Annotated in this window: 19 protein-coding genes and 1 pseudogene; 15 read left to right on the top strand and 5 right to left on the bottom strand. The window is 66.9% G+C overall.

Annotation, left to right across the window (positions count from 1 at the left end; genetic code table 11):
• Positions 1-78 precede the first annotated feature (78 nt).
• Both IEW85_RS11460 and IEW85_RS11455 read left to right on the top strand, forming a co-directional pair.
• A complete protein-coding gene (locus IEW85_RS11460; protein WP_188685815.1) occupies positions 79-1,272 on the top strand; it encodes a Gfo/Idh/MocA family protein in 1,194 nt (397 codons plus the stop codon).
• A 14-nt stretch (positions 1,273-1,286) separates the two neighbouring features.
• The gene (locus IEW85_RS11455) at positions 1,287-2,285 is read left to right on the top strand and encodes a sugar phosphate isomerase/epimerase family protein (RefSeq protein WP_188685813.1); all 999 of its coding nucleotides are present in this window, start codon (positions 1,287-1,289) and stop codon (positions 2,283-2,285) included.
• A gap of 51 nt (positions 2,286-2,336) precedes the next feature.
• On the opposite strand, the gene iolB is transcribed toward IEW85_RS11455, so the two are convergent.
• Together iolB and IEW85_RS11445 are read right to left on the bottom strand one after the other, a co-directional pair.
• Positions 2,337-3,272 carry a 5-deoxy-glucuronate isomerase gene (gene iolB / locus IEW85_RS11450; protein WP_188685811.1) on the bottom strand — a complete coding sequence of 312 codons (936 nt, stop codon included), beginning with the start codon at positions 3,270-3,272 and terminating at the stop codon, positions 2,337-2,339.
• 25 nt (positions 3,273-3,297) lie between these two features.
• Positions 3,298-4,035: a GntR family transcriptional regulator gene (locus IEW85_RS11445; protein ID WP_188685809.1), complete on the bottom strand. Its 738-nt coding sequence runs from the start codon at positions 4,033-4,035 to the stop codon at positions 3,298-3,300.
• 172 nt (positions 4,036-4,207) lie between these two features.
• On the opposite strand from IEW85_RS11445, the gene IEW85_RS11440 reads away from it, so the two are divergent.
• The 5 genes from IEW85_RS11440 (at position 4,208) to IEW85_RS11420 (ending at position 12,520) form a co-directional block, all read left to right on the top strand.
• The gene (locus IEW85_RS11440) at positions 4,208-5,557 is read left to right on the top strand and encodes a sugar porter family MFS transporter (RefSeq protein ID WP_188685807.1); all 1,350 of its coding nucleotides are present in this window, start codon (positions 4,208-4,210) and stop codon (positions 5,555-5,557) included.
• 181 nt (positions 5,558-5,738) lie between these two features.
• Positions 5,739-7,223, top strand: a complete 1,485-nt coding sequence (locus IEW85_RS11435; protein ID WP_188685805.1) for a DUF3375 domain-containing protein — start codon at positions 5,739-5,741, stop codon at positions 7,221-7,223.
• Complete coding sequence (locus tag IEW85_RS11430; RefSeq protein ID WP_188685803.1) at positions 7,220-7,966, top strand: DUF4194 domain-containing protein; 747 nt, start codon at positions 7,220-7,222, stop codon at positions 7,964-7,966. The genes IEW85_RS11435 and IEW85_RS11430 overlap by 4 nt, the downstream gene beginning before the upstream one ends.
• Positions 7,963-11,367 carry an ATP-binding protein gene (locus IEW85_RS14595; RefSeq protein ID WP_188685802.1) on the top strand — a complete coding sequence of 1,135 codons (3,405 nt, stop codon included), beginning with the start codon at positions 7,963-7,965 and terminating at the stop codon, positions 11,365-11,367. Before IEW85_RS11430 ends, IEW85_RS14595 begins: the two co-directional genes overlap by 4 nt.
• Complete coding sequence (locus tag IEW85_RS11420) at positions 11,351-12,520, top strand: Wadjet anti-phage system protein JetD domain-containing protein (protein WP_188685799.1); 1,170 nt, start codon at positions 11,351-11,353, stop codon at positions 12,518-12,520. The genes IEW85_RS14595 and IEW85_RS11420 overlap by 17 nt, the downstream gene beginning before the upstream one ends.
• A 57-nt stretch (positions 12,521-12,577) precedes the next feature.
• Here IEW85_RS11420 and IEW85_RS11415 read toward each other — a convergent pair whose 3' ends face one another.
• From IEW85_RS11415 to IEW85_RS11410, 3 genes and pseudogenes are all read right to left on the bottom strand, one after another.
• Positions 12,578-13,477, bottom strand: a complete 900-nt coding sequence (locus tag IEW85_RS11415; RefSeq protein ID WP_229658989.1) for an ATP-binding protein — start codon at positions 13,475-13,477, stop codon at positions 12,578-12,580.
• Positions 13,478-13,522: 45 nt separating this feature from the next.
• A pseudogene (locus IEW85_RS14440) lies at positions 13,523-13,798 on the bottom strand (AAA family ATPase); the annotation flags it as partial.
• A gap of 317 nt (positions 13,799-14,115) precedes the next feature.
• Entirely contained in the window at positions 14,116-17,331 is a 3,216-nt protein-coding gene (locus tag IEW85_RS11410; RefSeq protein WP_188685796.1) for a beta-phosphoglucomutase family hydrolase, read from the bottom strand.
• 166 nt (positions 17,332-17,497) lie between these two features.
• Between IEW85_RS11410 and IEW85_RS11405 the strand changes: the two genes are divergently transcribed.
• From IEW85_RS11405 to IEW85_RS11370, 8 genes are all read left to right on the top strand, one after another.
• Complete coding sequence (locus tag IEW85_RS11405) at positions 17,498-18,538, top strand: acyl-CoA thioesterase (protein WP_188685794.1); 1,041 nt, start codon at positions 17,498-17,500, stop codon at positions 18,536-18,538.
• 151 nt (positions 18,539-18,689) lie between these two features.
• Positions 18,690-19,607, top strand: coding sequence for a CPBP family intramembrane glutamic endopeptidase (locus IEW85_RS11400; protein ID WP_188685792.1), 918 nt, complete (start codon positions 18,690-18,692; stop codon positions 19,605-19,607).
• Complete coding sequence (locus IEW85_RS11395; protein ID WP_188685791.1) at positions 19,604-20,944, top strand: MATE family efflux transporter; 1,341 nt, start codon at positions 19,604-19,606, stop codon at positions 20,942-20,944. Before IEW85_RS11400 ends, IEW85_RS11395 begins: the two co-directional genes overlap by 4 nt.
• 22 nt (positions 20,945-20,966) lie before the next feature.
• Positions 20,967-21,521, top strand: coding sequence for a hypothetical protein (locus IEW85_RS11390; RefSeq protein WP_188685788.1), 555 nt, complete (start codon positions 20,967-20,969; stop codon positions 21,519-21,521).
• Positions 21,522-21,591: 70 nt separating this feature from the next.
• Complete coding sequence (locus tag IEW85_RS11385) at positions 21,592-21,975, top strand: hypothetical protein (protein WP_188685786.1); 384 nt, start codon at positions 21,592-21,594, stop codon at positions 21,973-21,975.
• Between the two features lie 108 nt (positions 21,976-22,083).
• Entirely contained in the window at positions 22,084-23,214 is a 1,131-nt protein-coding gene (locus IEW85_RS11380; protein WP_188685783.1) for a D-2-hydroxyacid dehydrogenase, read from the top strand.
• Positions 23,215-23,237: 23 nt separating this feature from the next.
• Positions 23,238-24,011 (top strand): IclR family transcriptional regulator, encoded by a 774-nt coding sequence (locus tag IEW85_RS11375; RefSeq protein WP_188685774.1) that lies wholly within the window; start codon positions 23,238-23,240, stop codon positions 24,009-24,011.
• A gap of 171 nt (positions 24,012-24,182) precedes the next feature.
• Positions 24,183-25,244 (top strand): TRAP transporter substrate-binding protein, encoded by a 1,062-nt coding sequence (locus IEW85_RS11370; protein ID WP_188685772.1) that lies wholly within the window; start codon positions 24,183-24,185, stop codon positions 25,242-25,244.
• Positions 25,245-25,248 lie beyond the last annotated feature (4 nt).

Below are 25,248 nucleotides of genomic sequence, written 5' to 3'. Positions count from 1 at the left end.
TCCTACGCGTGCAGTGAGAGGGGCCGTGTCTGTCCCCACCGAAGTGCCCTTCGGGGCATCCCAGAGATGGAGAACATCATGACCCAGCAAGAGACCCTCGGAGTCGCCGTCATCGGGGCCGGCATGGCCGGAGCTGCCCATGCCGCCGGGTGGCGCGCGGCGACCACTGTCCGTTCGCCTTTCCCCGCCCAGGTGCGCCTGGTCGCCGTCGCAGACATCGCCGAACCCCTGGCCCGCAGCGTGGCCGGCCGCTACGGCTATGAGCGCACCGAGACCGACTGGCGAGCCCTGCTGACAGCCGATGACGTCGACATCGTCTCGGTGGTGGTGGCGAACCACCTCCACCGGGAGATCGTCGAGGAGCTGCTCGCGGCGGGCAAGCATGTGCTGTGCGAGAAGCCCCTCAGCGACAGCATCGAGGACGCTCAGGCCATGGCCGAGGCGGCGCGGAAATCGCCGCAGGTGGCCCGTGTGGGCTTCACCTACCAGCGTGCTCCTGGTGTGGCGGCGCTGAGCGATCTCGTTCGGGACGGCACGCTCGGAGAGGTGGTCCACCTCAACGGGCGCTACTACTCCGACTATGCCTGCAGCCCGCAGGTCCCGATGACCTGGCGCTATCGCGGCTCTCCGGGCTCGGGTGCGCTGGCAGATGTCGGAAGCCACCTGTTGGCCGCCGCCGAACTGGTGGCCGGGCCCATCCGCAACGTCTCAGGAGCGAGGTTCCGCACCGTGATCCCCGAGCGGCCACTGCCCAAGGGTGCCACCGTCGGCCATGGGCTGGTGGAGGTCACGGATGAGACCGAGGCTGTCACCAATGACGACTGGGCTGGGCTGACCGTGGAGTTTGACCAGGCCTCAGGGACTCTGGAGGCCTCCCGGGTGGCACCGGGACACCCCAACGGGCACCGGCTGGAGATCACCTGCACGAAGGGCTCAGCGATCTGGGATCAGGAGAGTCCCTCCGAGATCCAGCTCTTCCTCCATGACGACCAGGTGGCGGCTCATCAGAACGGTTTCCGCGTGGTCAAGCTCGGCCCGGGCCACCCGTATATCGCTGAGGGCTACCCCATGGTGGCCCCAGGCATCGGCGTCGGTCAGAACGATACGTTCATCTTCCAAGCTCGTGCATTCCTGGAGGAGGTCGTGGGTCTGCCCGAGGAGGAGTCCTGGCCGCGCTGCGCGAGCTTCGACGACGGCCTGCGCAATATGCGAGTGATCGAGGCCGCGGCGCGTTCGGCGGCGGCCGACGGTGTCGCCGTCACTCTGGACTGAGAGGCAGGACCTGGATGCATCTGGGACTCTATACCGCACCGCTGCACGACCGGCCGTTGGACCGGGCACTGGAAGTGGTCTCTGGGGCGGGGCTGGATGCCGTGGAGCTCAACTCCGGCGGCTTCCTCCCCGCTGCCCATATCCCGGTGGAGGAGATCGACGCCGACCCCTCGGTCGGTCAGGTCTGGTTGCAGACCTTCGAAGGCAGTGGGGTCTCCCTGCAGGGACTCAACTGCAACGGGAACCCGATGCACCCGGACCCCAGAACGGCCCAGAAGCATGCTGAGGACCTCCGCCGCAGCATTCGGGTGGCCGGTGCGCTGGGGCAGAGCCGCGTGGTCACCATGTCAGGGCTCCCCGGAGCCGAACCGGGCGCGGTGCAACCTACATGGGTTGTCAACGCTTGGTCTTCGCGCGCACTGGACATCATGGACTTCCAGTGGTCGGTCGCTGTGCCGTTCTGGCGGGAGATCGATCAGCTGGCCCGTGAGAACGGCGTGATGGTGGCATTGGAACTTCATCCGCAGAACCTTGTGTTCAACCCGCCGAGTTTCCTGGAGCTGCTCGAGCACACAGGTGCCACGAATCTGGGCGTGGAGCTCGATGCCAGCCATCTGTTCTGGCAGCAGATGGACCCTGTCCATGTGGTGGAGCGACTGGGGAGGCACGTGGTGCACGCGGCGGCCAAAGATGTACGGATCAACCCGGAAGCTGCCTGGTGCGGAGTGCTGGACAACAGCTTCCGACGTCGGGCTCCGCACGAGGAACGTGTGCAGATCGGTGCTGACGAGTGGGTCAATGAGTGGCCTCAGGAAGCGGCCTGGGACTTCGTGGCTCTGGGGCGAGGTCGCGGAGCCGAGTACTGGGCCCGGTTCCTCACGGCGCTGCACGCTGTGGACCCGGACATCGCCTGCCATATCGAGCACGAGGACACCTCGTTGGGTGCCGAAGAAGGTGTGTTGGAATCGGCAGAGGTCCTGGTCCAGGCCGCCCGTCTGGCCGGACTGCGGTGACTGCTGCTCGATCAGCGCAGTCCGGTCAGACGGTCGAGTGCGCCTCTTCGCTCAGCCCGCGAACGGCAGGCGGGAGTCGATCTCCTGATCGTCCCAGGTCTTCCGGATCCAGCCGTGGTGGGGGTCATCGCTGATCAGCCACTGACGGACAGGTCCACCGCCGGCCATGACGTTGAGGTAGTACATGTCATGGCCGGGAGGGGTCATCGCCGGACCGTGCCAGCCGTAGGGGACCAGCACGACGTCGCCGGTGCGAACCTCCGCGGTCACGTCGATCTCCCGCTCATCCGAGGCGTAGACGCGCTGATATCCCATGGCGTCCGGCCCGCCCTGCTCGGAGGAGGGGATGGGCATATCGCGGGAGGTCTGCATCTCGAAGTAGTAGATCTCCTCGAGCGCGGTCTCGCCCTCGGCCTCCTCGTCATGCTTATGCGGCGGGTAGGAGGACCAGTTGCCCGCCGGGGTCAGCACTTCACAGACGATGAACCGGTCGGCCTCCAGAGCGGCCGGTGTACCGAAGTTGTGCACCTGACGGGAAGCGACGCCGGCCCCGCGCAGCTCCACGGGCGTCTCCTCCTGAGTGATCAGCCGCACCGGGTGCTCCTGCTGGGCCGGGGCTGAGGCCACTGCGATCCGGCCCCCTTCTGCTGAGGTGATGGTCACGGGGCGCCCGATTCCGGTGTAGAGCACATCGCTGGGACCGTGGAACACGGAGGGGCGCCCGCGCAGCTCGTAGTGTTCGCCGTCGACCTCGGCGGAGAATGAGCCGGCCAGCGGCACCAGGATCCTCTCCTCGGTCTGAGCCTCAAGGCTCACCGACTGTCCCGCTTCCAGCTGTGCCACGCGCAGGCCGGTGTGCTTCCAGTCGGGGACCTGAGCGGTCGAGTCCGGCGTGCCCAGATCCACGGTCCACGGTCCCTGCCGGGCTGATCCTGCGGGGTGGAACCAGGGGCTCTGCGCGGAGCCTGCTGCGGTGTTCGCGGACATGGGGGCCTGCCTTTCGTCGTCGGTGTCAGTTCACCAGCGTGATGTCGAAGGAGTAGCGGTCAGCCCGGTAGAGGTGGCGACCGCATTCCACTGCGCTCCCTCGGCTGTCCAGCGCGGTGCGCTCCATCAGGACCAGCGGGGAGCCCTTCTCCACAGCGAGCTGCTCTGCCTGATCGGCGTCGGCCGCCGCCGCGCCCACCGTCTGGTAGGCCATGCGGAAGTCGACGCCGGATTTGCGCAGTACGTTGTAGAGCCCGTCATGCTCGAGGACCTCTTCGGTCAGCTCGGCGACCTCCGGCGGGATCCAGTTCTCCATGAGTGCCAGCGGGCGGCCGTCCACTCGGCGCAGGCGCAGCAGGTGCTGCACGGTCGTGCCGGCGGAGAGGCCGAGCTTCTTGCAGATGCCCTCATCAGCGGTGACGTTCTCCAGGGAGAGCACGGTGGTCTTGGGCTCTGCGCCCTCCTCCTGGAGGTCGTTGTAGAGGCTGGACAGCTTCAGGTTGCGCCGGACCGGCGGTCCGACCACCTGGGTGCCCACGCCGCGGCGCCGCACCACCAGGCCGTCCCGTACCAGCTGATCCATAGCCTGCCGCATCGTGGGGCGCGAGAGGCTGTAGCGCTGGGCCAGGGCGATCTCGTTCTCCAGTTTGGTCTCCGGAGGGAGGGCGCCTTCCCGGATGGCACGTTCGAAGGCCGATGCCACCTGGTGATAGAGGGGCACCGGTGACGAGCGGTCCAGAGCGATGTCCAGATCGAGGGGCACGACTGACTCCTTCATTGCATATGTCAGTTTGTCATGACATTAGCCTGTTGGGAAGACCGAACAGTCTGACGACATGACTGAGCAGGTGACCTGAGTGTGACATATACGGATGTCAGTCGCATGACGTGGGGCTGAGGGGAGATGCGTGACCGCTCTCGGGCATCATGGAGGGATGCTCAGAGCGCGCAGTCCTAGGCTGATCTACATCTTCGGAGCCCTCGGTGGTCTGAACTGGGGCTATGACACCGGCGTCATCTCCGCCGCCCTGGTCTATCTGCGGCGGGACTTCGAGTTGAGCAGCTGGGCCGAGGGCGGCGTCGTCACCGCTCTGGCCCTGGGCGCGGTCCTCGGCGCGGCTTTGGGCGGGCGGCTCTCCGACGCCTGCGGGCGCCGCGTGGTCCTGATGATCACTGCCGCGCTGTTCACCCTGGCACCCATCGGCATGGCCCTGTCGCCGAACACGGAGACCCTCTTCGGCTTCCGCCTGATGGTGGGACTGGGGACCGGCCTGGCCGCCGTCGTGCTGCCCGTCTATCTCTCCGAGATGTCGCCGCGGAAGATCCGTGGCCGCGTCACCGCCTTCTACGTGCTGGCCATCGTGATCGGCCAGTTCCTCGGCTTCCTGATCGGTGTGGCCTTCGCGCCCATGGAGTCCTGGCGCTGGATGCTGGGGCTCTCGGTGGTGCCCTCGCTGCTCTTCGCCCTGGGCCTGCTGGCCGTCCGCGAGACCCCGCGCTGGCTGGTCCGCCAGGGCCGCGAACAGGAGGCCCTCCAGCTGCTCCTGCGCGACCGCAGCCCCGAGGAGGCGCGCGGCGAGCTGGAAGACATCCACACGGTCCAGCAGCAGGAGGAACGCGACGGCGTCCGCGGCCTCCGCGCCCTGGCCCAGCGCTGGGTGCTGGCCATCCTGCTGATCGGATTCGGGCTCGGCGTCTTCCAGCAGATCATGGGCATCAACGCGGTGCTCTACTACGCGCCCACCACACTGCAGAACGTGGGCTTCTCCGACGAGGGGGCCATCGCCTCCAACCTCATCATCGGTGCGCTGAACATCCTGGCGGTCTGGGTGGCCATCACCTACACCGACCGCTGGGGCCGCCGGCCCATGCTCCTGGTGGGCGCGGCCGGCACCGCGATCTCCCTGGCGGTGCTCGCCGCGGTGAACCTCAGCATGCCCGTCCCCGACGGCTTCGGCCCGCTGGGCATCATCACCCTGACCTGTCTGGGCGTGTTCATCTTCCTGTTCCAGGTCAGCTGGGGTGCCCTGGTCTGGGTGGTGCTCGGCGAGATCTTCCCGCTGGGCGTCCGCGCGGCCGCCATGGGCGTGGTCACCGCCGCCCACTGGGTGGCCAACGGCCTGGTCTCATTGTTCTTCCCCACGGTGCTGGCGGCCTTCGGCGTCGGGTGGGTCTTCGCCGGGTTCGCAGGCATCTGCGCGGCCGCATTCCTCTTCACCTGGGCCAAGGTCCCGGAGACCAAGGAGCGCTCGCTGGAGCAGATCGAGCAGTCCTTCCGCCGATGAGCGGGCTGCCTTCCTCCTCCAACGATTCGAGCCGGGTTTCGGCCCTTATGGCGCCGTTTTCAAGCTGAAAAGGGCGGAAACCCGGCTCGAATCGGAAGAAGAGACGACACGACGACGGCGGCCAGCCGGTACGCACTCGAGCGTGCCACTCGAGGCCGGGCACCGGCTACGATGTCGAGGGATGACGGCACTGAGGGCGGCGCTGACGGCGCGGAGGATGGCAGGGGAGAGCTCAGCCTGGTCCCTGCTCCGGGCGGCGAACGCTCCGGTGGCCGTCGCAGTGCTCGGGGAGCATCTGGCCGATCCGCAGCGGGAGGTCCCGGCCTCGGAGCTCGTCGAAGCGGTCGAAGCCGACCTCGACGAACTGCGCAGCCACGGTTTCAGCCTTCCCCAGGCAGCGCTGCAGTACTGCAAGTCCTGGCTTGATGCGGGCTTCCTCATCCGCCGTCCCTCTCAGACGCGGGACGAGCTGTACTCCCTCTCCGACGGCGCTCTGGCAGCCATCCGGTTCGTCCAGGAGCTCTCCGCTCCGCGCAGCACGGTCACCGAATCACGGCTGACCACCATCGTCGACCGCATCCGTCAGCTCAGCATCGACACCGATCCGGACGTCACACGGCGCATCGAGGCTCTCCGCGCTGAGCGTTACCGCATCGATCAGCAGATCAGTCGGCTGGCCGTCGGCGAGGTCCAGGTGTTGGAGTCCGACCGTGCCGCCGAACAGGTGGGGGACATCCTCTCACTGGTCTCCGAGCTGCCGGAGGACTTCGCGCGTCTGCGGGCAGACCTGGAAGAGATCAACGGGCAGCTGAGGCGCAGGCTCATCGAAGAGCCGCAGTCCAGGGGCAGCGTGCTCGACGAGATCTTCCGCGGGGTCGACATGCTCCAGAGCTCCCCGGCCGGCCGTTCTTTCACCGCCTTCTATGCCCTGATCCTGGATCCTGAGCGGACCGTGTCCCTGGACGAGGACATCGACGCCCTGCTGGAGAGGCCGTTCGCCCGCAGCCTGAGCGTCGAGCAGCGTGCCCAGCTGCGGCGCCTCCTGCCGGTGATGCAGGATTCCTCCAGCGAGATCCACCAGGTGATGACCTCGCTCTCCCGCAGCCTGCGCCGATTCGTACAGTCCGAGGAGCTGGCCGAGGAGCGGCAGGTCCATCAGCTGCTGCGCGAGGCCACGGGCAAGGCGCATGTCCTCTTCGAGCAGGGGCTCCGGCCCTTCCGGGAGATCGGCTATGAACTGGGCCTGACCAGGGTGCCTGTGGGCAGCGTCGCCGCGGTGAAGCTGCACGACCCGGAGGACTCAGCTGTCGTCGAGAAGGTGACGCAGACCGCACCTCCTCCGGTGGACGTGGAAGAACTGCGGGCAAGTGTGCGTGAATCGGAGATCGACAGCGCCGAACTCATCGACAACGTCAACGCTGTGCTGGCCGATCATGGGCCGAGCACCCTCGGCGAAGTGCTCGCAAGCCGGCCCGCGACGCAGGGTGTGGCCTCCGTGATCGGGCTCGTGGTCCTCGCCGAGGAGCATGCGGCTCCCGTTCCGGGGCGCAGCGAACAGGTTCGTTGGACCCCAGCGGGGCCGGACTCCGGAAGCGGGGAGGAGACCGCTTCGGAGGAACGCCAGGCCTCTCTGCCCGTCTACCTCTTCAAGGAGCCCATCGGATGACCGAGACCCCGCAGACCGGGACGGACCAGAAAGAGCAGGGGAGCGTCCCGGAGGGGCAGACGCTCTGGGACGGCGACAGCGGCACACTGCGGGCCGGCTCCCGGCGTGCGCTCGCCGCGCTCATCAAAGGTCCCTATATCTCGGCAGAGCGTCAGTCCCAGAACTGGCGCGCCCTCATGGCAGACACCGACTCCATCCGCTCCAGGCTGGCCGATATGTTCCTCGACCTGGTGGTCGACGCCGAACGTGGGGTGGCGTTCGTCAGAAATGCCGAGACCTACGACGGCGAGGCGCCCCAGGTGGTCAGGACCCGCTCCTTGACCCTGATGGACACTGCGATGCTGCTGCATCTGCGGCGGGAGCTGGTCAGCGTTCCGGCGGGCCAGCGGGTCATCGTCGGACGCGAAGAGGTCTTTGAGCAGCTCGCTGGATATCGTGACGCCGCCTCCACCGATGCCGCGCTGTTCGCCAAGCGGATCAGGGCCTCCTGGGACGCCATGAGCAAGCTCGGCATCCTCCAGCCCACTCCCGCCACCCAGACGGAAGGCCGGTATGAGATCTCTCCGGTGCTGCGGCTGATCTTCGGGCCGGATGAGATCAGCGCGGTGAGCGCGGTCTACGACGGCATGCTCGCCGGCGGTCAGGTGAGCGTGTCAGAGGGTGATGAGAGCCTGTCCGAGGATGAAGGCTCCCCGGACGAGGAGCCGCGGGAAGACACTGATGATTCGGAGGACGGCGTATGACGGAGCACCCGGGCCAGTGGCGGCTGAGGCAGATCCAACTGGTCAACTGGGGGACCTTCCACGGTCTGCACACGATCGAGGTCTCCCGCAGGGGTTTCCTGCTGACCGGTCGCTCCGGATCGGGGAAGTCGTCTGTGGTCGACGCCATCACTGCTGTGCTCACCCCGGGCGCGAAGTCCAGCTTCAACGCGGCGGCAGCCGATGAGTCCTCCCTCGGCTCCGACCGGAACAAGCTCACCTACGTCCGGGGCGCCTATGCCCGGGGAGCCGACGAGGAGACCGGAGAGGTGACCGTCCAGTACCTGCGCAGAGGCGCCACGTGGAGCGGCATCCTGCTGCGCTATGGCGACGGCACCGGGAGGGTCCGCTCCCTGGTGAAGCTCTTCCACGCCAGGCGGACCGCGGCGAAGCCGGGCGATCTCTCGGAGCTGCATGTCCTCACCCAGGAGGAGACCGGTCTGATGGCCTTCGAGGAGTTCATGCGGGCCGGCATCGCGGAGAGAGCTCTGAAGAAGGCGATGCGCAAAGCCTTCGTGCATAAGCAGCACGGGCGGTTCGCCGCCCGCTTCGCCCGGGAGCTCGGCATCAGTGGGGAACGGGCCCTGCTGCTCCTGCACAAAACTCAATCGGCCAAGAACCTGGGCACTCTGGATGATCTCTTCCGCGGCTTCATGCTGGACGAGCCGGACACCTTCGAGCTCGCCGAGCGGGCCGTCGAGCAGTTCGGCGAACTCTCCGAAGCCCATCGGGCAGTGGTGGCCGCCCGCCGGCAGATCGAGCGCCTGGAGCCGCTGGCCGAGGCGGCTCGCGAGTATGAGGAGGCCGAGGCGGAGCTCTCGCGCGTCGAGAAGCTCAGCACGGCGCGCGAAGCCTTCACCCGGCGTCAGAAGATCCGGCTCCTGGAGGATGCCCAGCAGCATGCTGCGGCGCGGGGCCGCGAGGCACGGCTGGAGCACCAGCGCGCTGAGCAGCGGCTGCACAGCGCTGAAGTGCAGCGGCGCGGGGCACAGGCCGCGGTGGACGCCCAGGGCGGAGCGCAGCTGGAAGCCCTGGCCATGAAGATCACGGCGCGGAGGGAACGGCTCCAGGACGCCCAGGGCCGGCTGGCGCATCTGGGGTCGAAGCTGAAGGCGGTGGATCTCCCCGCGGTGGAGAACAGCGCCGACCTTGAGGCGCTGCATGACCTGGCAGAGCAGGTTCTGCAGGAGGAGGAGAAGGACCGCGGCGCCGTGCAGCAGGAGATGCAGCAGCTCCACGAGGAGCGGGCGCGCGCTGTCTTCCGCCGGGAGGAGCTGCGGGACGAGGCGGCCTCCATGAAGGGCCGACGTTCCAACATCGACCGCCGCCTCATCCAGGCGCGGGAGATCCTGCTGAGGACGACCGGACTGCCGGAGAGCTCCTTGGCCTATGCCGCCGAGCTGCTGCAGGTCCGGCAGGAGTACGGGGAATGGACGGGAGCGCTGGAACGAGTGCTGCGTCCCCTGGCCGCAGTGATGCTGGTGCCCGCCGCCCAGGAGGAAGCCGTCCGTTCCGCCGTGGACGTGGCCCATCTGGGCGCCCGGCTGAGATACCAGGTGGTCCCGGTGACAGTGGAGAGTCCGCGGCCCGTCGTCTCGGAGGCCTCCCTGGTGCATCGTGTGGAGGTGGCTGACGGCCAGTTCGCTGCCTGGCTGCACGCGGAGCTTTCGGCCCGCTATGATTACACGTGTGTGGAGAGCTCCGAGGAGCTGGCCGGGGTGGAGCGGGGAGTCACCCGCGCCGGGCAGGTGAAGCGTGGCCGGCGCAGCTATGAGAAGGATGACCGCCGGCCGGTGGATGACCGGAGCGGCTGGATCCTCGGCTTCGACAACGACTCCAAGGTGGAGCATTATCTGAACCTCTTGAGGGACGCTGACGAGGAGGTCGCCCGGGCCGAGGAGCAGCTGGGAGCTGCTGAGCGGAGACGCAGGCTCGCTCAGCGCCGTCTCGACGTGTTGCAGGAGAGCCGGGAGCTGACCTGGGAACAGCTGGATGAGGTATCCCGGAAGCGGGAGCTCCAGGAGGCCGAAGAGGCTGAGGCGGTGCTCCTGGCTGAGGACGGTGACCTGCGGGCGGCCCAACATCGTCTGGCACAGGCAGAGAAGCTGGAGGCCGAAGCCAAGGAGGCGGCCCGCGAGGCGCAGAAGGACCGGCTCCAGGCGGAGAACGAAGCGGAGGACCTTGCGGCTCAGCGTGACCGGCTGCGGCAGGAGCCTGCCGCCGAAATCGACGAAAAGGCTGAGCAGGAGCTGCAGGAGGTCTTCGCGCAGGTCCGCGAAGAGCGGAAGATCACCCATCAGAGCATCGACGCCGATTCCGCCAAGGTGGCCGAGGTGCTCAGCCGGCGGGAGCGGCGTGCCGCTGACGCTCGGCGCAGCGCGGCATCGGAGATTGAGAAGATCGCCTATGCCTTCACCGTCGAATGGCCGGCCGAGGCTTCGGAGGCCACCGCGGATGTCGAAGGACGCGCCGAATTTCTGCGGATCCTGGAACGGCTGCGAGCTGACCGTCTTCCAGATTTCGAGCAGCGGTTCTTCGACATGCTCAGGGAGCAGTCCCAGCAGAACGTCGGCCTGCTCGCCGAACGCATCCGCAGCGCACCCCGGGAGGTGAAGAACAGGGTGGCGCCCATCAACGAGTCTCTGCGGCGCAGCCCCTTCTCCCCCGGGCGACACTTGCAGATCAGGGTCGAGCACAGCCCGCCGACCATGGCCAAGGACTTTCTGACCGATCTCGGCACCATCACCCATGAGGCCTTCGCCTTCGAGCAGGACCGGGAAGAGGCTGAGCGTCGGTTTGCGGTGATGGACCGGGTGATGCGCCAGCTGGCCTCTTCCGAGGCCGCCGACCGCAGTTGGCGGGCCCAGTGCTTGGACACACGCCGGCACGTGAAGTTCGTGGGGCTGGAGATGGACTCCGAGGGCACTGTGATGGACGTCCATGAATCCGGGCAGGGACGCTCCGGCGGGCAGAAGCAGAAGCTGGTGGTCTTCTGCCTGGCCGCGGCTCTGCGGTATCAGCTCGCCCCTGAGGCCGAACAGGTGCCGGTCTATGGATCGGTCGTGATGGATGAGGCCTTCGACAAGTCCGACGTCACCTTCACCCGGATGGCGCTGGACATCTTTGCTGAGTTCGGCTTCCACATGATCTTGGCGACCCCGTTGAAGATGCTGCAGGTGCTGGAGGGCTATGTCGGCGGAGTCTCCCTGGTCACCTGCCGCGACAGCAAGGACTCCCACGCCACCCCGGTGACCTGGGAGGAAGCGAGGAGACGCCAGGATGAGGACGGGTCTGAGGAAGCTGGCCCACCCGCCTCTGCGAAGAACACGGACGATGCCGAGCCTGAGGCGCTGTTCGAGGTGGATGATGCTCACAGTCGCTGAGGCCCAGCAGAAGCTGGCAGGTCTCTACGGCCGGCGTTTCGACCGGTGGGCGGTGGACGGGGCTCCAGCGACGGCGGCTGACATTCCGTTGCGTCCGCCCACTGAGACCACGGCGCTGCGTGAGCCGCAGCGGGTCTCCTCCTGGATCGCAGAATGGGGCGAGGTCCATCAGAAGCTGGTGTCCGGGAGCGCAGTCGTGTGGGAGACCCGGCGCTGGCCGAACGCCGGGACGAACACAATGGCCACCCGTCTGGTCCTCCAGCGTCCGGAGGACCTGGCGGCATTCATCCGGCAGGGTGCCCATTGGTCAGCCTCCTGCCGGCGTGCCCAGCAGCTCAGGGAGGTGGTGGAGAAACATGCTGCGGAGGCAGGGGCCGAGGCCGAACCGGTGAGAGATGCGCTGCGGCGCAGTCTGAAGGACATCGTCGCGCTGCCGCAGCCCCACTATGAGCGGCTCCTCGACGTCGTGGACTGGCTCATCCGCCATCCTGAGTCAGATGTCTTTCCGCGTCAGCTTCCGGTCCGCGGAGTGGATACCAAATGGCTGGAATCGCACCGGAAGATCGTCGGCACGTTGGTCTCCTCCCTGACCGGGGACGCCTCCCTGGGTCTGCGGCCCCTGCCTGCCAGGCTGCGCATCCGGGTTTTGGATCCGGCGCTGGCGCCCGGCGGTTTGAGAGACATCAGCGCCCCCGTGGCGGAGCTTGTCCGGTGGGAGACCCGCCCGCGCTGCGCCGTCGTGGTGGAGAATCTGCAGACCCTGCTCGGTCTGCCGGACATGCCGGGGGTCATCGGAATCCACAATCCGGGCAGCACCGGGGCTCCATTGTTGGCAGAGCTCGGATGGCTCCGAGGAGTAGGACTGATCTATTGGGGCGATCTCGACGTGGAGGGTCTGCGGATCCTCAGCCGGGTCAGGAGCAGGTTCCCGCAGACGCGTTCTGTTCTGACCGACCGCGACACTCTGGAGAGCCATCTGGATCTCACGGTGCCCGACCATGAACGGGCCTCCAGGACCATGCCTGAACATCTCACGCCGGAGGAGCGGGAGCTCTTCCTGGCGCTGGAGGAGCATGGAAGAGTGCGGCTGGAGCAGGAGCGCATCCCGTGGGACCGGGCACTCGCAGCCCTGCATGACGCGGTGACGCCGTGATGGAGTGCCGCCGTGACCCCACCCAGACGTGCCAGTCGACGCCACCGGATGCTTCCGTCAGGGCCCCAGGAGGGCCAGCGGGGCGACCAGGACGCCATCTGCCCGGGTGTAGGCTTGCTCGCCGGAAGTGACGACCATGCGCGTCAGCCGACGGCCGTCGCTCACCTTCTCCTGAAGCCAGTTCAGGTGCTTCACGTGCTCGTTGCGGGCAGCACCGGCCAGCTTCACCTCCACGGCGAGAGTGTTGCGCTCCCAGTCCTCCAGGATGAGATCGATCTCTTGGCGGCCCCCTTTGGTGCGGAGTTGGCGGACGTGGGTCTGGTTCGCCTCGCCATATACGCGCAGGGACTGGACGGCCAGAGATTCGAAGAGCGCTCCCAGCCATGTCTCCCCGTCCGGAGCCAGGACATTGCGCTCGCCTCTCAGAAGGCCTTCCGGCCCGATGCCGGCCAGGTGGGCAGGAAGAGCTGGGTCCACCATATGGTGCTTCGGGGACCGGATCAGCGTGGTGAGCGGAGCCAGAGAAGGCATCCAGGCGGGCACCGGGTCCAGGATGAAGAGGCGGGTGAGCAGGTCTCTGTATCGCATGACGGTCTTCTTGTCGGGCTTCTCGGACTGTCCGGGAGTCGCAGCCCTGAGGATCGTCTCGTAGCTGGCGTCAGTGGCCGTTGCTGCGCCATAGGCGGTGATCCAGGCCTTCAGCGTCTCCGGTTCCCGGATACGTCCGCCGGCGGCGGGAATGTCCTTTTCGGCCAGACGGTCTACGTATGTCTGGATGCGGTGACGCCGGACTTTGGGGCTCAGGTCCCGGATGCCGGGCAGTCCCGAGCGAAAGATCTCGTCGATGTAGTCGCGCAGCGTCCTCTGCGTCGTGCCCCGAATCTGTTGGGGTTCTCCGCGGAGCAGCTTTCCGATAGATATGGTCGGTGTTTCAAAGTTTCGTTCCATCAGCGTCATCGGGCGCAGAGTGAATCTGTCGATGCGGCCAGCTCCGCTGTGGATGCGTGTTCCGGGAGGAAGATCTGCGGAGCCGGCCAGAAGAAAACGACCTCCGGATGGATCGTCGTCGACTGCTGTCTTCACCGCGTCCCAGAGAGGCGGGTGAAGCTGCCATTCGTCGATGAAGACGGGAAACGGCCCATCGTTGATCATCTCAGGTTCGGCGCTGAGCACCTCCCGCTGATGGGTCCGCTGGAGGGAATAGACCGTGCGGGCACGCTGGGTCGCCGTCGCCGTCTTGCCGACGCCTTTGGCGCCTTCCAGAGCTACGGCGGCCATCTCAGGGAGAAGCTCGTCGAGAAGATCGTCCACGATCCGCCGTCGATACTCCACCATGAGTGAAATCCCCCATCCGTGCGCCCTAAAATCCACCGTTGGTACAGATTTAACTCCACTATCGGTGCAGAGTCAATGATTGGTCTCTTCCCCCTCGAGTGGCACCTTCGGGTCGTCAGAAGCGCCGTGACCCCACCCAGACGTGCCACTCGACGCCGCTTCCCCGGTACCGCCCCAGCGCCCACCCCACACACGACGACGGCGGCCGGCCATCTTCTCCAGATGGGCGGCCGCCGTCGTCGTTCTGCTTCAGCTGAGGATCAGGCTCCTGCGCGCTGATGCTCGCGTGCCTGGTGCTCCAGCTTCACCGTCCACTCCTCGCCGGGGGCCAGCTGCTTGGCCTTGCCTTCGACGTTGACGTCGATGGGCTCCGCCGAGCCCTCGGAGAGCTTCAGGTTCACCTCTTCGTGGTCGATGTGCACCACGATCGGCTGGTTGCGGTAGCGCATCCGGAAGGTGACCTCCGGCAGCTCGTCCGGCAGCAGAGGGTGCATCCACAGCGCATCCGCGCGGGTCTCGATGCCGGCGTAGCTGCGGATCACCATGTCCACCGTGCCGGCCATCATGCCCAGGTGGATGCCCTCGCGGGTGGTGCCGCCCTGTGTATCGGAGAGGTCGGACTCCAGAGCCTCCTTGAAGAGGTTCCAGGAGCCGGCTCGGTCGAAGCGCGCCGCCACCCAGGCGTGCACAAGCCGGGAGAGCGTGGAGCCGTGGGAGGAGCGGGCCAGGTAGTACTCCACCGTGTTTCCGAAGTCCTCGATGGTCAGCTCATATCCCATGTGGTCCATAGTGTTGATGAGCTCATCGGCGGAGAACAGGTAGCAGAGCATCAGCACATCGGCCTGCTTGGAGAGCTTGTACCGGTTGGTGGCGTCGTCCTCGGCCTGCAGGATCAGGTCCAGGCGGCCGATGTTGCCGTACTTGGCCTTATAGCCCTCCCAGTCGAACTCCAGCAGGTCCTCGTAGCCGTCGAACTGGCTGATCACGCCGTCGGAGTGGAAGTGCAGGCGAAGACGCTGGGAGATGTGCTCCCAGTGGTCCAGCTCGTCCTCGAAGATGTCCAGCCACTCGGAGAGCGGGTCATCGCGGCCGTCCAGCTCGCGGACCATCTGCGCGGTGTGGCGCAGCATGTAGGAGGTCATGACGTTGGTGTATGCGTTGTTCCGCAGACCCGAGCCCGGAGTGTCCGGGTAGCCGTCGTGGTACTCGTCCGGGCCCATCACGCCGTCGATGTCGTAGCGGTCGGACCCGGGGTCGTACTCGGACAGGGAGACGAAGAACCGGCTGATCTCCACCAGCATCTCCGCACCGTAGTCGGAGAGGAAGGTGTAGTCCTGGGTGATCTCGAAGTACTGCAGCACCGAGTAGGCGATGGCCAGCGAGACGTGGCGCTGCCGGTGCGAGTTGTCCGGCATCCACATGTTCGAGCGCGGGTTCCACAGCTCGGTGGGAGTCTCCTCGCGGCCGTCGGAGCCGGCCTGCCAGGGGAACATCGCACCCTCGTAGCCCTCGGCGCGCGCCATGGCACGGGCCTCGCTGAGCCGGCGGTACCGGTAGAGCAGCAGACCACGGGTCAGCTCCGGGCGGCGCAGCGTGAGCATCGGGTACATGAACATCTCGTCCCAGAACAGGTGACCGCGGTAGCCCTCGCCGGAGAGGCCGCGGGCCGGCAGGGTCGCATCCAGGTCGTGGCGGGCGCCGAAGGCGGTCTGCAGCACGTGGAAGGTGTGCAGGTTCAGCGCCAGCTGCTGACGGTTGGGATCCGAGCCGATGGAGACGGCGAACCGGTGCCACAGCACGCCCCACATCTCCTCGTGGTAGGTCAGCATGGTGCGGAAGCGAGAGGCCCTCTGCACCTTCTTGACCGCGTTGTGCCACACCGTGGAGATCGCGTGGTCATGGGAGTTGGAGACTGCGGCGATCTTCTCGATCTTGACCGGCTGGCCGGCGTCGAGGTGTAGGGAGATGTCTTGGCCGGCCACCAGGTCGCCCTCGTGCACCGGGCGGCGCATCGGACGGGTGCTGCCGTTGGTCATCACCGAGGTGCGGGTCGCGACGGCGATCTGCACCTTGGACTGGTTGGTCTCGGTCTCCAGCAGGACGGTCTCGCCGTCCACCTCCCGGGAGTCCACCGGGCTGAGGTGGTTGCCGGCCAGCTCGCGGTCCGCGGCGACGTTCCGGTTGGCCACTCGGCCGTCGATCATGGAGCGGACATTGATGTTGCCGGACCAGTTCTCCGCCTCGATCTTCATCTCCATGGCAGCCAGCTGCACACCGGCCAGCGCCTGGAACTGGCGGGTGGTCACCTTGGTACGGCGGCCGTGGAGGTCCTGGAACCGGGCGATGCGCGTGACCAGGCCGCGGCGCATGTCCAGCTCCTGGCAGTAGTCGATCAGCTCGGGGGAGCCGGGCAGCAGTGGGTTTCCGGCCTCCGGGGTGACCTGCAGGTAGGTCCAGTCCGGGATGTTGACCATATGCTCGGTCTCCACCGTCTTGCCCATGATGTCGGTCTTGAGACGGTTGAAGACACCGGCGATGTAGTTGCCCGGGTAGTGGGTGGCATCGGCGCTGGTGCCCGGGTAGTTGCCGCGGGTGCCCCAGTAGCCGTTGGCCATCGAGCACAGCACCTCACGGGTGGGTTCGTCCTTGGGGTCGAAGTCGTCGAAGACCAGCACCCAGTCCGGGTCATAGGGCTTGGTGGTGCGGGTGGTCAGGTTCATGACCGAGAGGTCCTGGACGACGACGTCGGCGCCGCCCTCCTTCAGCCGCCGCGGGTCATCGCCGCGGTTCAGGCCTACCACCATGCCGAAGCTGCCGGCGCGCCCGGCCTGGACGCCGGAGACGGCGTCCTCCACCACGATGGCGTCCTCCGGCTCCACCTTCAGCAGGGCCGAGGCGTGCAGGAACATGGCCGGGCTGGGCTTGCCGGGCAGGCCCAGCTCCAGGGCGTCGGTGCCGTCGACGATGACGTTGAAGGCATCCAGCAGGCCGGCGATCTGCAGCACGTGGCGGCCGTTGCGGGAGGAGGTCACCAGGGCGGTGGGGATGCCGTCGGCGCGCAGCTGGTGGATCAGGTCCACCGTGGTCTGGAAGACCTCGACGCCGTCACGCTCCAGCACCTGCTCGAAGAAGGTCTGCTTGCGGGCGGCCAGGCCGTGGACCGTCAGGGTCTCGGGGGAGTCGCCGGGCTCGCCGTCGGGAACGGGAAGGTTCCGAGCCTCGAGCAGGCTGCGGATCCCGTCCTCGCGGGGGCGGCCATCCACATAGTTGAGGTAGTCCTCGTCCGTGAACTCCGGCTGAGGAGATCCTGCGATCTCCGTCAGGGCGGCGTCGAACAGCTCCTTCCAGGCCCGGGCGTGGACGCCGGCTGTGTCGGTGACCACGCCGTCCATGTCGAAGATGACCGCCCGGAAGTGGCGCAGCGCGTGCCGCTTGGCCTCGGCGCTGTGACGGAAGGGATTCTCGAAGGGATGCATCAGCTGCCTCTCGGCTGGTGTCAGAGGTAGTCAAGGGTCATTTCATGTGCATACGAACCCATCTTATTCGCAGGGCTCCGGCCACCCTAGGGAACTTGGGGTTTCGGGCATGTGTCCAATCCCAGTCTTTCCACTGGGCAGGGGAGACCCTGCTACCGTTCTTGATATGGCACGGCGGAGCAGCATCGAGCTGACGTTCCAGGAGGTCACCGGAACGTCCAAGGAGACCACAGTGGCCGGTGGCGTCGTGGTCGACTGGATCGATAAGACCGCCTACGCCTGTGCCGCGAGCTGGGCGCGCTCGGCCTGCCGCACCTCATATGTGGGCAATATGCATTTCATCGTGCCGGTCCCGAGGGACACGCCGGTGACCGTGCAAGCTCGTGTGGTGCACACCGGCAAGACGTCGGTGCATATCCAGACCCGCGTGCTGATCCGGAACACGGCGGTCCCTGCTGAGGCCGGCGAGGACGGTCCTGAAGGGGACGGTCCTGAGGGCGGCGGCGTGCAGGGCGGCGTCGAGGGTGAGGGTTCCTCCGACGATGTCTGGACCGTGTGCACCGAGTGCTTCATGATCTACGTGGCCGTGGGGGAGGACGGCGATCCTGCGCCGGTGGGGCCCTTCGAGCCGCAGACCGAGCTGGAGAAGCGCCGCGACGTGGACGCCTCCCAGCGGATGGTCTACCGCCGTCAGGTGGAGGAGACCATCCAGTCCATGCCGGAGGGGATGGGCAGCTCCGAGGCGCTGACCCTGCGCTTTTTGGCCGACACTGAGGACCGCTACCCGGACGGGAAGATGCGCGGCGGTGCGGTGATGAAGTGGATCGACAAGACTGCGGAGATCTGTGCTGAGCGCTACTCCGGCTATGACGTGGCAGCCGTGCTGACCGGGGGAGTGCGGTTCTACCGGCCCATCACCATCGGCGATCTGGTGGAGGTGGACGCCCGCCTGGTGCTCACCGGCTCCAAGTCGATGCACGTGCTGGTGCGCGTGCGCGCCGGGGGCCGGCAGGAGCGCCATCCCGAGGTGGTGGCTTACGGCCTGCCTGTCATGGTGGCCCCCGACGGCGAAGGGTCAGCCCGGCAGATCCCTCCCTGGGAGCCCATCACCGATGAGGACCACGCCGTGGCCGAGAAGGCCCGGCAGCTGCGGGACCTCCGCAATGCGACGCTGCTGACCCCCAGCCCCCTGGCCTCCTCCAGCTGAGCAACGCGAGTGGGCCCTCGCGCCCCGCGCCACCGCACCCTCGTTTTACCAACCACATTTAGGTTTACCTGCCCGAATCTGCAGGGGTAAAGCTAGAAAGCCTTGGTAAAGCGAGGGTTCGCGCCGAGCGCGGGCTTCTAGACTGGACCCGATGACGAATCCAGAGCAGAACCCCTACGGGTACCCGCCTCAGCAGCCGGGCCAGCAGCCTGAGCAGTTCCAGCCGTACCAGCCGCAGAAGCTCCGGAAGCGCCAGCTCGACGCCGACCCGGGCCGCTTCACCTGGTGGGACGCTGGCGCCACCCTGCTCTACGTGCTCGGCTTCCTGGGCGGTGGACTCTCCCTGGTGGTCATCTCGATCCCCGCTGTCGACCAGATGCTCAGCAGCGGCGACGAGGAGGACCTCCAGATGGCCTCCTTCCTGGGCAACGCCTTCAGCTACGGCACCCTCGGCATCGTCGCCCTGGTCCTCTCCTTCGGGGCGCTGATGCGCTCCATCAGGACTTTCGCCTATCTGTGGTGGCTCAAGCTGCTGCTGATCCCGGTCATCTGGGTGGGCATCCTGATCTTCAACGCCGTGATGGTCATGGTCATCGGCGAGGAGCCGCAGACCTCACAGAACCAGGAGAGCATCGAGACGATGCTCGGCGTCGTGCCCTTCTTCGCCGCCGTCGTGGTGATCGCGCTGATGGGCCCCTATGTGGAGGAGTACTTCTTCCGGCATCTGCTCATCGGTAAGCTCTCACGGCACGTGAACATCTGGATCTGTGCCGCGATCTCGGTGATCACCTTCCCCCTGCTGCACTTCCTGCCGGCTTACCTGGCTGGTGTGGGTGATCTGAACATGGTCACCTTCCTGCCCTACCTGACCATGGGCCTGGCCTTCACCCTGGCCTATATCCTCACCGGCCGTTCGCTGATCTACGCCGTGCTGCTTCATGTCTTCAACAACGTGATGTCCCTGCTGGTCACCTACTACGTGATGCCCTGGGCTGAGGAGATGGAGGAGGAGCTCGAGCAGTTCGAGCAGGCCGGCCACATCCTGCGCGTGGTGCTGATCGGAGCATGAGCGACCCGCGCCCGCTTCCGCGGCGGATCCTCGCGCTTGCGGTCCCCGCCCTGGGTGCGCTGCTGGCCGAGCCTCTGTTCCTGCTGGCCGACACCGTCATCATCGGCCGGCTCGGCGTCGAGGAGCTGGCCGGCGCCGCCCTGGGCATCACGGTGATGCACACGGTCACCGGCCTGATGATCTTCCTGGCCTACTCGACGACGCCGGCCGTGGCGCGCTACATCGGGGCGGGCCGGCTGAACAAGGCGCTGGCCGCAGGACGCGATGGCCTGTGGCTGGCGCTGATGCTCGGCGTCGGGCTGGCTCTCACAGGTGCGGTGGCCGGCGAGGAGCTGCTGCGCCTGATGGGCAGCGACGACTCCGGCGGGCCGGGCGTCCACACCAACGCCTGGGACTATCTGCTGTGGTCGTTGCCCGGAATCCCCGGGATCCTGCTGGTCTTCGCGGCCACCGGTGTGCTGCGTGGGATGCAGGACACCAAGACGCCGCTGATCGTGGCCGGCATCGGGTTCGGCGGCAATATCCTGCTGAACCTGCTGCTGGTCCACGGCGTGGGTCTGGGTGTGGCCGGCGCCGCCATCGGCACCTCCATCGCCCAGTGGGGCATGGCGCTGACCTATCTGATCATCCTGGTGCCGCGGCTGCTGGCCCAGAAGGTGGAGCTGGGGCCCGACCGGTTGGGCATCCGCCGTTCCTTCAGCGTGGGGTTCTGGATGTTCCTGCGCACGGTCAGCCTGCGTGCGGCGATCGTGTCCACCGTCTTCGTGGCCACGGACTTGGGGCCCCAGACGCTGGCCGCCCACCAGGTGGCCTTCACCGTGTTCTCCACGCTGGCCTTCGCCCTGGACGCCCTGGCCATCGCCGCCCAGGCGCTGATCGGCAAGGAGTTGGGCGCCTGCCGCCGGGACAGTGCACGGCATATGGTCCGGGTGATGATCTGGTGGGGGCTGGGCTTCGGTGTGCTCACCGGGGCGCTGCTGGCGCTCTTCGCGCCCTGGGGTGCCGGGCTGTTCACTCCCGACGCCGGCGTCGCCGCCTCCATCACTGCGGCTCTGCTGGTCATGGCGGTGGCCCAGCCGCTGGCCGGCTACGTATTCGTGCTCGACGGCGTGCTGATGGGTGCCGGGGATGTGCGGTACCTGGCGGTGGTGGGTCTGGTGAACCTGGCCGTCTACCTGCCGGTGCTGTGGTGGATCAGCACGTTGGGGCTCAGCGGCACCCAGGCGATCCTGTGGCTGTGGGCCGGGTTCGCCGTCGTGTTCATGGGTGCTCGTGGGGTGACCCTGGGTCTGCGGGCTGCGAGTGATCGCTGGATGGTGCTGGGCGAGTCGCGGTGACCATGGCGGGTAGAATCGTCGCGTGTCCGTGAAGAAGATCCCAGCCCAGACAGCACAGGAACTCATCCGCCCGGTGTGGATGCGAGGCCTCATCACCTTGGCCTTCGCCATCTTCACCACCTTCTGGCAGGACGACACCCTCACGCTGCTGAAGATCTCGCTCGCGGCGTTCTTCGTCCTGGGTGCCACCGCGGTCTGGGACTATGCCAAGCTCGAGGTGGTCCCGGATTCGCTGCGCGGGATGCTCGCAGTGGGCGCCTCGGTGTGGGTGCTCTCCGGTGTGGCGGCAGTCTTCGTGGGCACCGACACCGCCGCAGCTGTGGTGGCCGCAGTCGGCTTCCTGGGCATGGGCCTGGCCGAGCTGGTGGGCGGTGTGCGTGCTCGCAAGGAGTTCGTCCCGGCGCGGGACCACATCCTGCTCGGCGGCGTGGGTGTGCTCACCGGCGTCTCCCTGATGGTGGGCAGCCAGCTGGACCCGCACGGCATCCTGGGGATCTCCGGGATGGGCGTGATCGTGATGGCCGTCCTGCTGCTGATCAGCGGCGGCGGTCTGATCCATGACTCCAAGAAGGCCTGACTTTTTCGACACGTTGTAGAAGAAGTAGAATCGGGTAGCAATTCATTCGCGCGTGAACAGAGGATTCTCAGTGGCTGACGGAAAGAAAGGCCGCCGCTCCTTCGTGGAGACGGTGAAGGCTCCGCTGATCTTCTCCGCTGTGCTCGGTCTGGTGGCGGGATTCGTCGCCACCATCGCGGCCTCCGGAGGGACGGAGAACTCGCCGCGCGTGGACCTGGGCCTGATCGCCTTCGGCATCGCGTTCATCGCGTCTCTGCTGATCGTCTCCATGCTGCAGCTGGCCTCCCGTGAGAACCCCGAGGAGCTCTCCCAGGGCTCTGGGGTGAACCGGAACTCCGAGGAGCTCTATCGCCAGCAGGTGGCCAAGCGCCGCGAGGAGGCTCGCCGCAAAGAGGCCGAGCGCGCTCGCGAGGCCGGCGAGGAGCCCAAATACGGCCGTCGCCAGGACGACTGAACGGCCTTCCGCCGATTCATGCCCTCCGCCTCCGCTGTCACTCACAGTTCAATATGTTGAACTGTGAGTACACTATTGGGTGACAGCGACCACAGTGCGGAGGTTCCCGTGACCGATCACCCAGCGACGACGCAGGCCCACACCACTCCCAGCGCCCCTCAGGCTCGTCCTGACCAGCAGTTCCACTCGGGGGAGAAGCAGCTGCGTGTGGCTGTGGCAGTGGATCTGCGCGAATCCCTGTGCCGCCGCATCGAGGAGCTCGAGCCGCGGATCGAGCTCATCCGTGACCATTCCCTCTATCGCCCGATGCGCGGTCCCGCCGACTGGTCCGGGGATCCTGAGCACACCCGCTCCGCCCAGGAGCAGGAGGCCTTCGACACCATGGTCGACTCGGCCGAGGCGCTCTTCGGGATCCCCGATGTCGACCCCGACGCCCTGGCGCGCACCGTGGCTCAGAACCCGCAGCTGTGCTGGGTGCACGCCACGGCCGCCGGTGGGGGGTCCCAGGTGAAGGCCGCAGGGCTTGCGCGGGAGGCGCTGGATCGCATCGACTTCACCACCAGTGCCGGTGTCCACGGGAGGACGCTCACCGAGTTCGCTCTGTTCGGGCTGCTGGCGGGCGCCAAGGGCCTGCCCCGCCTGCAGGAGCAGCAGGGCCGGCGTCACTGGTCGGATCGCTGGGAGATGAAGCAGCTGAGCCAGATGGTCGTCCTAGTGGTCGGCCTGGGCGGCATCGGCTCTGAAGTGGCCGCCACCGTCAGTGCGCTGGGCGCCACGGTGATCGGCACCAGCCGCTCCGGGACGCCGGTCCCAGGCGTGGACAGGCTCATCGCCGTGGAGGATCTGCCGCGCACGGCTCCCACAGTGGACGCCGTGGTGAACACCCTTCCCGGAACGGCGGCCACTGAGAAGCTCCTCGGGGAGGAGTTCTTCGCCGCGATGAGCGAGGAGGCGATCGTCGTCAACGTCGGGCGTGGCACGGTGATCGACGAAGAGGCGCTGGTGGAGGCGCTCGACGCTGGACGCGTCGGCTTCGCGGCCCTCGACGTCTTCGCTGTGGAGCCCCTTCCGGAGTCCAGCCCGCTGTGGGGTCATCCGCGCGTGCTCGTCAGTCCACACACTGCTGCGCTGAACAGCGGCGAGGAGGAGCGCATCGCTCAGCTCTTCGCCGAGAACGCCCGCCGACTCCTCGACGGCGAAGAGCTGGTCAACCTCGTCGATACGATCGAGTTCTACTGATCACCAGGTGAGGAGAGCCCCCGATGGCAGAGCGAGACCCGTCCCCAGCGGTCACCCGATCCCTGAGCATCCTCGAGCTGCTCGCAGCCTCTGAGGGTCGTCCGCTGCCGCCTGCTGAGATCGCCAGGAGGCTCGGCATCGCCAAGTCCTCCACCATCAACCTGATCTCTGCCCTGGAGGAGGGCGGCATGATCAGCCGCACTCTCAACGGCTGCACGCTGGGACGGGCCACAGCGGAGATCGGCGGCGCCTATGCCGAGCAGTTCAACCAGGCGAGGGAGTTCTATTCAGCCTGCGAAGCCTCTGAGCTGCTGCGCAGCCATGTGGTCCAGATGACTGTTCTGGCCGGCCTCGACGCCCTCTATCTGGCCCGTCATGAAGGACGACGGCGGTTCCGCCTGGGCACTCCGCTGGGCTCACGGCTGCCGGCTGCGCTCACCGCCACCGGCAATGCACACCTGATGCGGATGAGCGATGAGGAGGTCATCGCTCTGGTGGGTCCCACCGAGCCCTTCCCGCAGCTCACTCAGGACAGCGTGCGGGATCTGGGCGGTCTGCTGGAGAAGATCAGGGAGAGCAGGAGCCGCGGCTATGCCGTGGACGTCAATGAGTCCGTCCATGGTGTGACCGGTGTGGCGGTTCCCCTGGAGCCTTGGACTCCCAGTGATCCGCCCTTCGCCCTCGGTGTTCCTCTGCCTTCTGAGGAGGCGAGCCCCGAGACCATCGGTGCTGTGGCTGAGGCTCTGCAGCAGGCGGCGGACACCCTCTCGAATCCTTTCGCGCGCTCCGTCTCCTGATCGGCCGTGCCTCGGAGCCCTCCGCTGCGCCACGCAGAGTTCAGCATATTGATCTGCGTGCAATATATGCGTACTCTGAGTCCATCGTCAGATGTGCCCCACGCCACATTGAACTGATTCACGCCTGTGGTGGGGTCATGGGTCAACGGAGACGTCAGACGGAGGTCCATCATGCCCACAGCCGCCCAGGGGAGAACCGGGGAGCACCGCCATCCTGCTGGTGGCAGACCCCGGCGCGCCGTCACCGGACTGGCCGCCCTGACGCTGCTGGCACTCAGCGCCTGCGGCGCTGCCCCTGACGCCGGAGACGCTGAGCCTGAGCACGTGCTCATCGCGGGGCATCAGCTGGCCTCCGGGACCTCCTTCGACCAGGGGCTTGAGGAGTTCGCCGAGCTCGTCTCGGAGAAGACCGACGGCCGCGTGGAGGTGGAGGTCTATCCCAGTGCTCAGCTGGGAGGGGAGACCGAGCTCTTCGAGAACATGCGCAACGGGCTGGTGGACATCGCCGTCGTCGCCCCCGGCTTCATCGGAGAATTCGTCCCAGAGATGAGCATCCTCTCGATGCCCTTTCTGGTGACCTCCCGCGATCAGCGTGACGCGATCATCGAGGGTCCGGTCGGTCAGGAGCTGGAGCTGGAGCTCAGCGAGGAGACCGACAATCAGGTGCTGACCTACTTCGGCGGCGGTGCCCGGCAGATGTTCTTCAACGCCCCGGTGGAAGAGCCGGCGGATCTCTCCGGCCGACTCTTCCGTACCCAGCCCAGCCAGATGCTCAGCGATGCCTTCGGTGCGTTGGGCATGCAGGCTTCGAATGTGGCCTATGGAGAGCTCTACTCCGCCCTGCAGCAGGATGTGGTGTCGGGAGCCGACAACGAGGCCATGTTCATCGTGGCGGAGAACTTTCAGGAGGCCGCTCCGCACATCTACGCGACCAACCATGAGATCACCATCAGGCCCGCCGTCATCTCTGAGCAGACGCTCGAGTCGCTGCCGGAGGACCTCAGGGACAGTGTCCTGGAAGCCGGTGAGGAGGCGGGCGCCTTCGCCCGTGACCTGGAGGCTCAGGAGGACGACGCCGCCCTCGAGGAGCTCCGCGAAGATCCCTCGGTGACCGTGGTCGACGCCGACACCGAAGAGCTGGCCGCCCTGGTGGAGCCGGTCTGGGAGGAGTACGCCCAGGAATGGGAGATGGAAGAGATGCTTGCCACGATCCGCAGTCTGGGAGAGGGGTGAGCTG

The sequence above is a fragment of the Nesterenkonia cremea genome, from assembly GCF_014642675.1.
Classification (GTDB): domain Bacteria; phylum Actinomycetota; class Actinomycetes; order Actinomycetales; family Micrococcaceae; genus Nesterenkonia; species Nesterenkonia cremea.
Note: the sequence above shows the minus strand (reverse complement) of the source record. Positions and strands in the feature narration are given on the sequence as shown.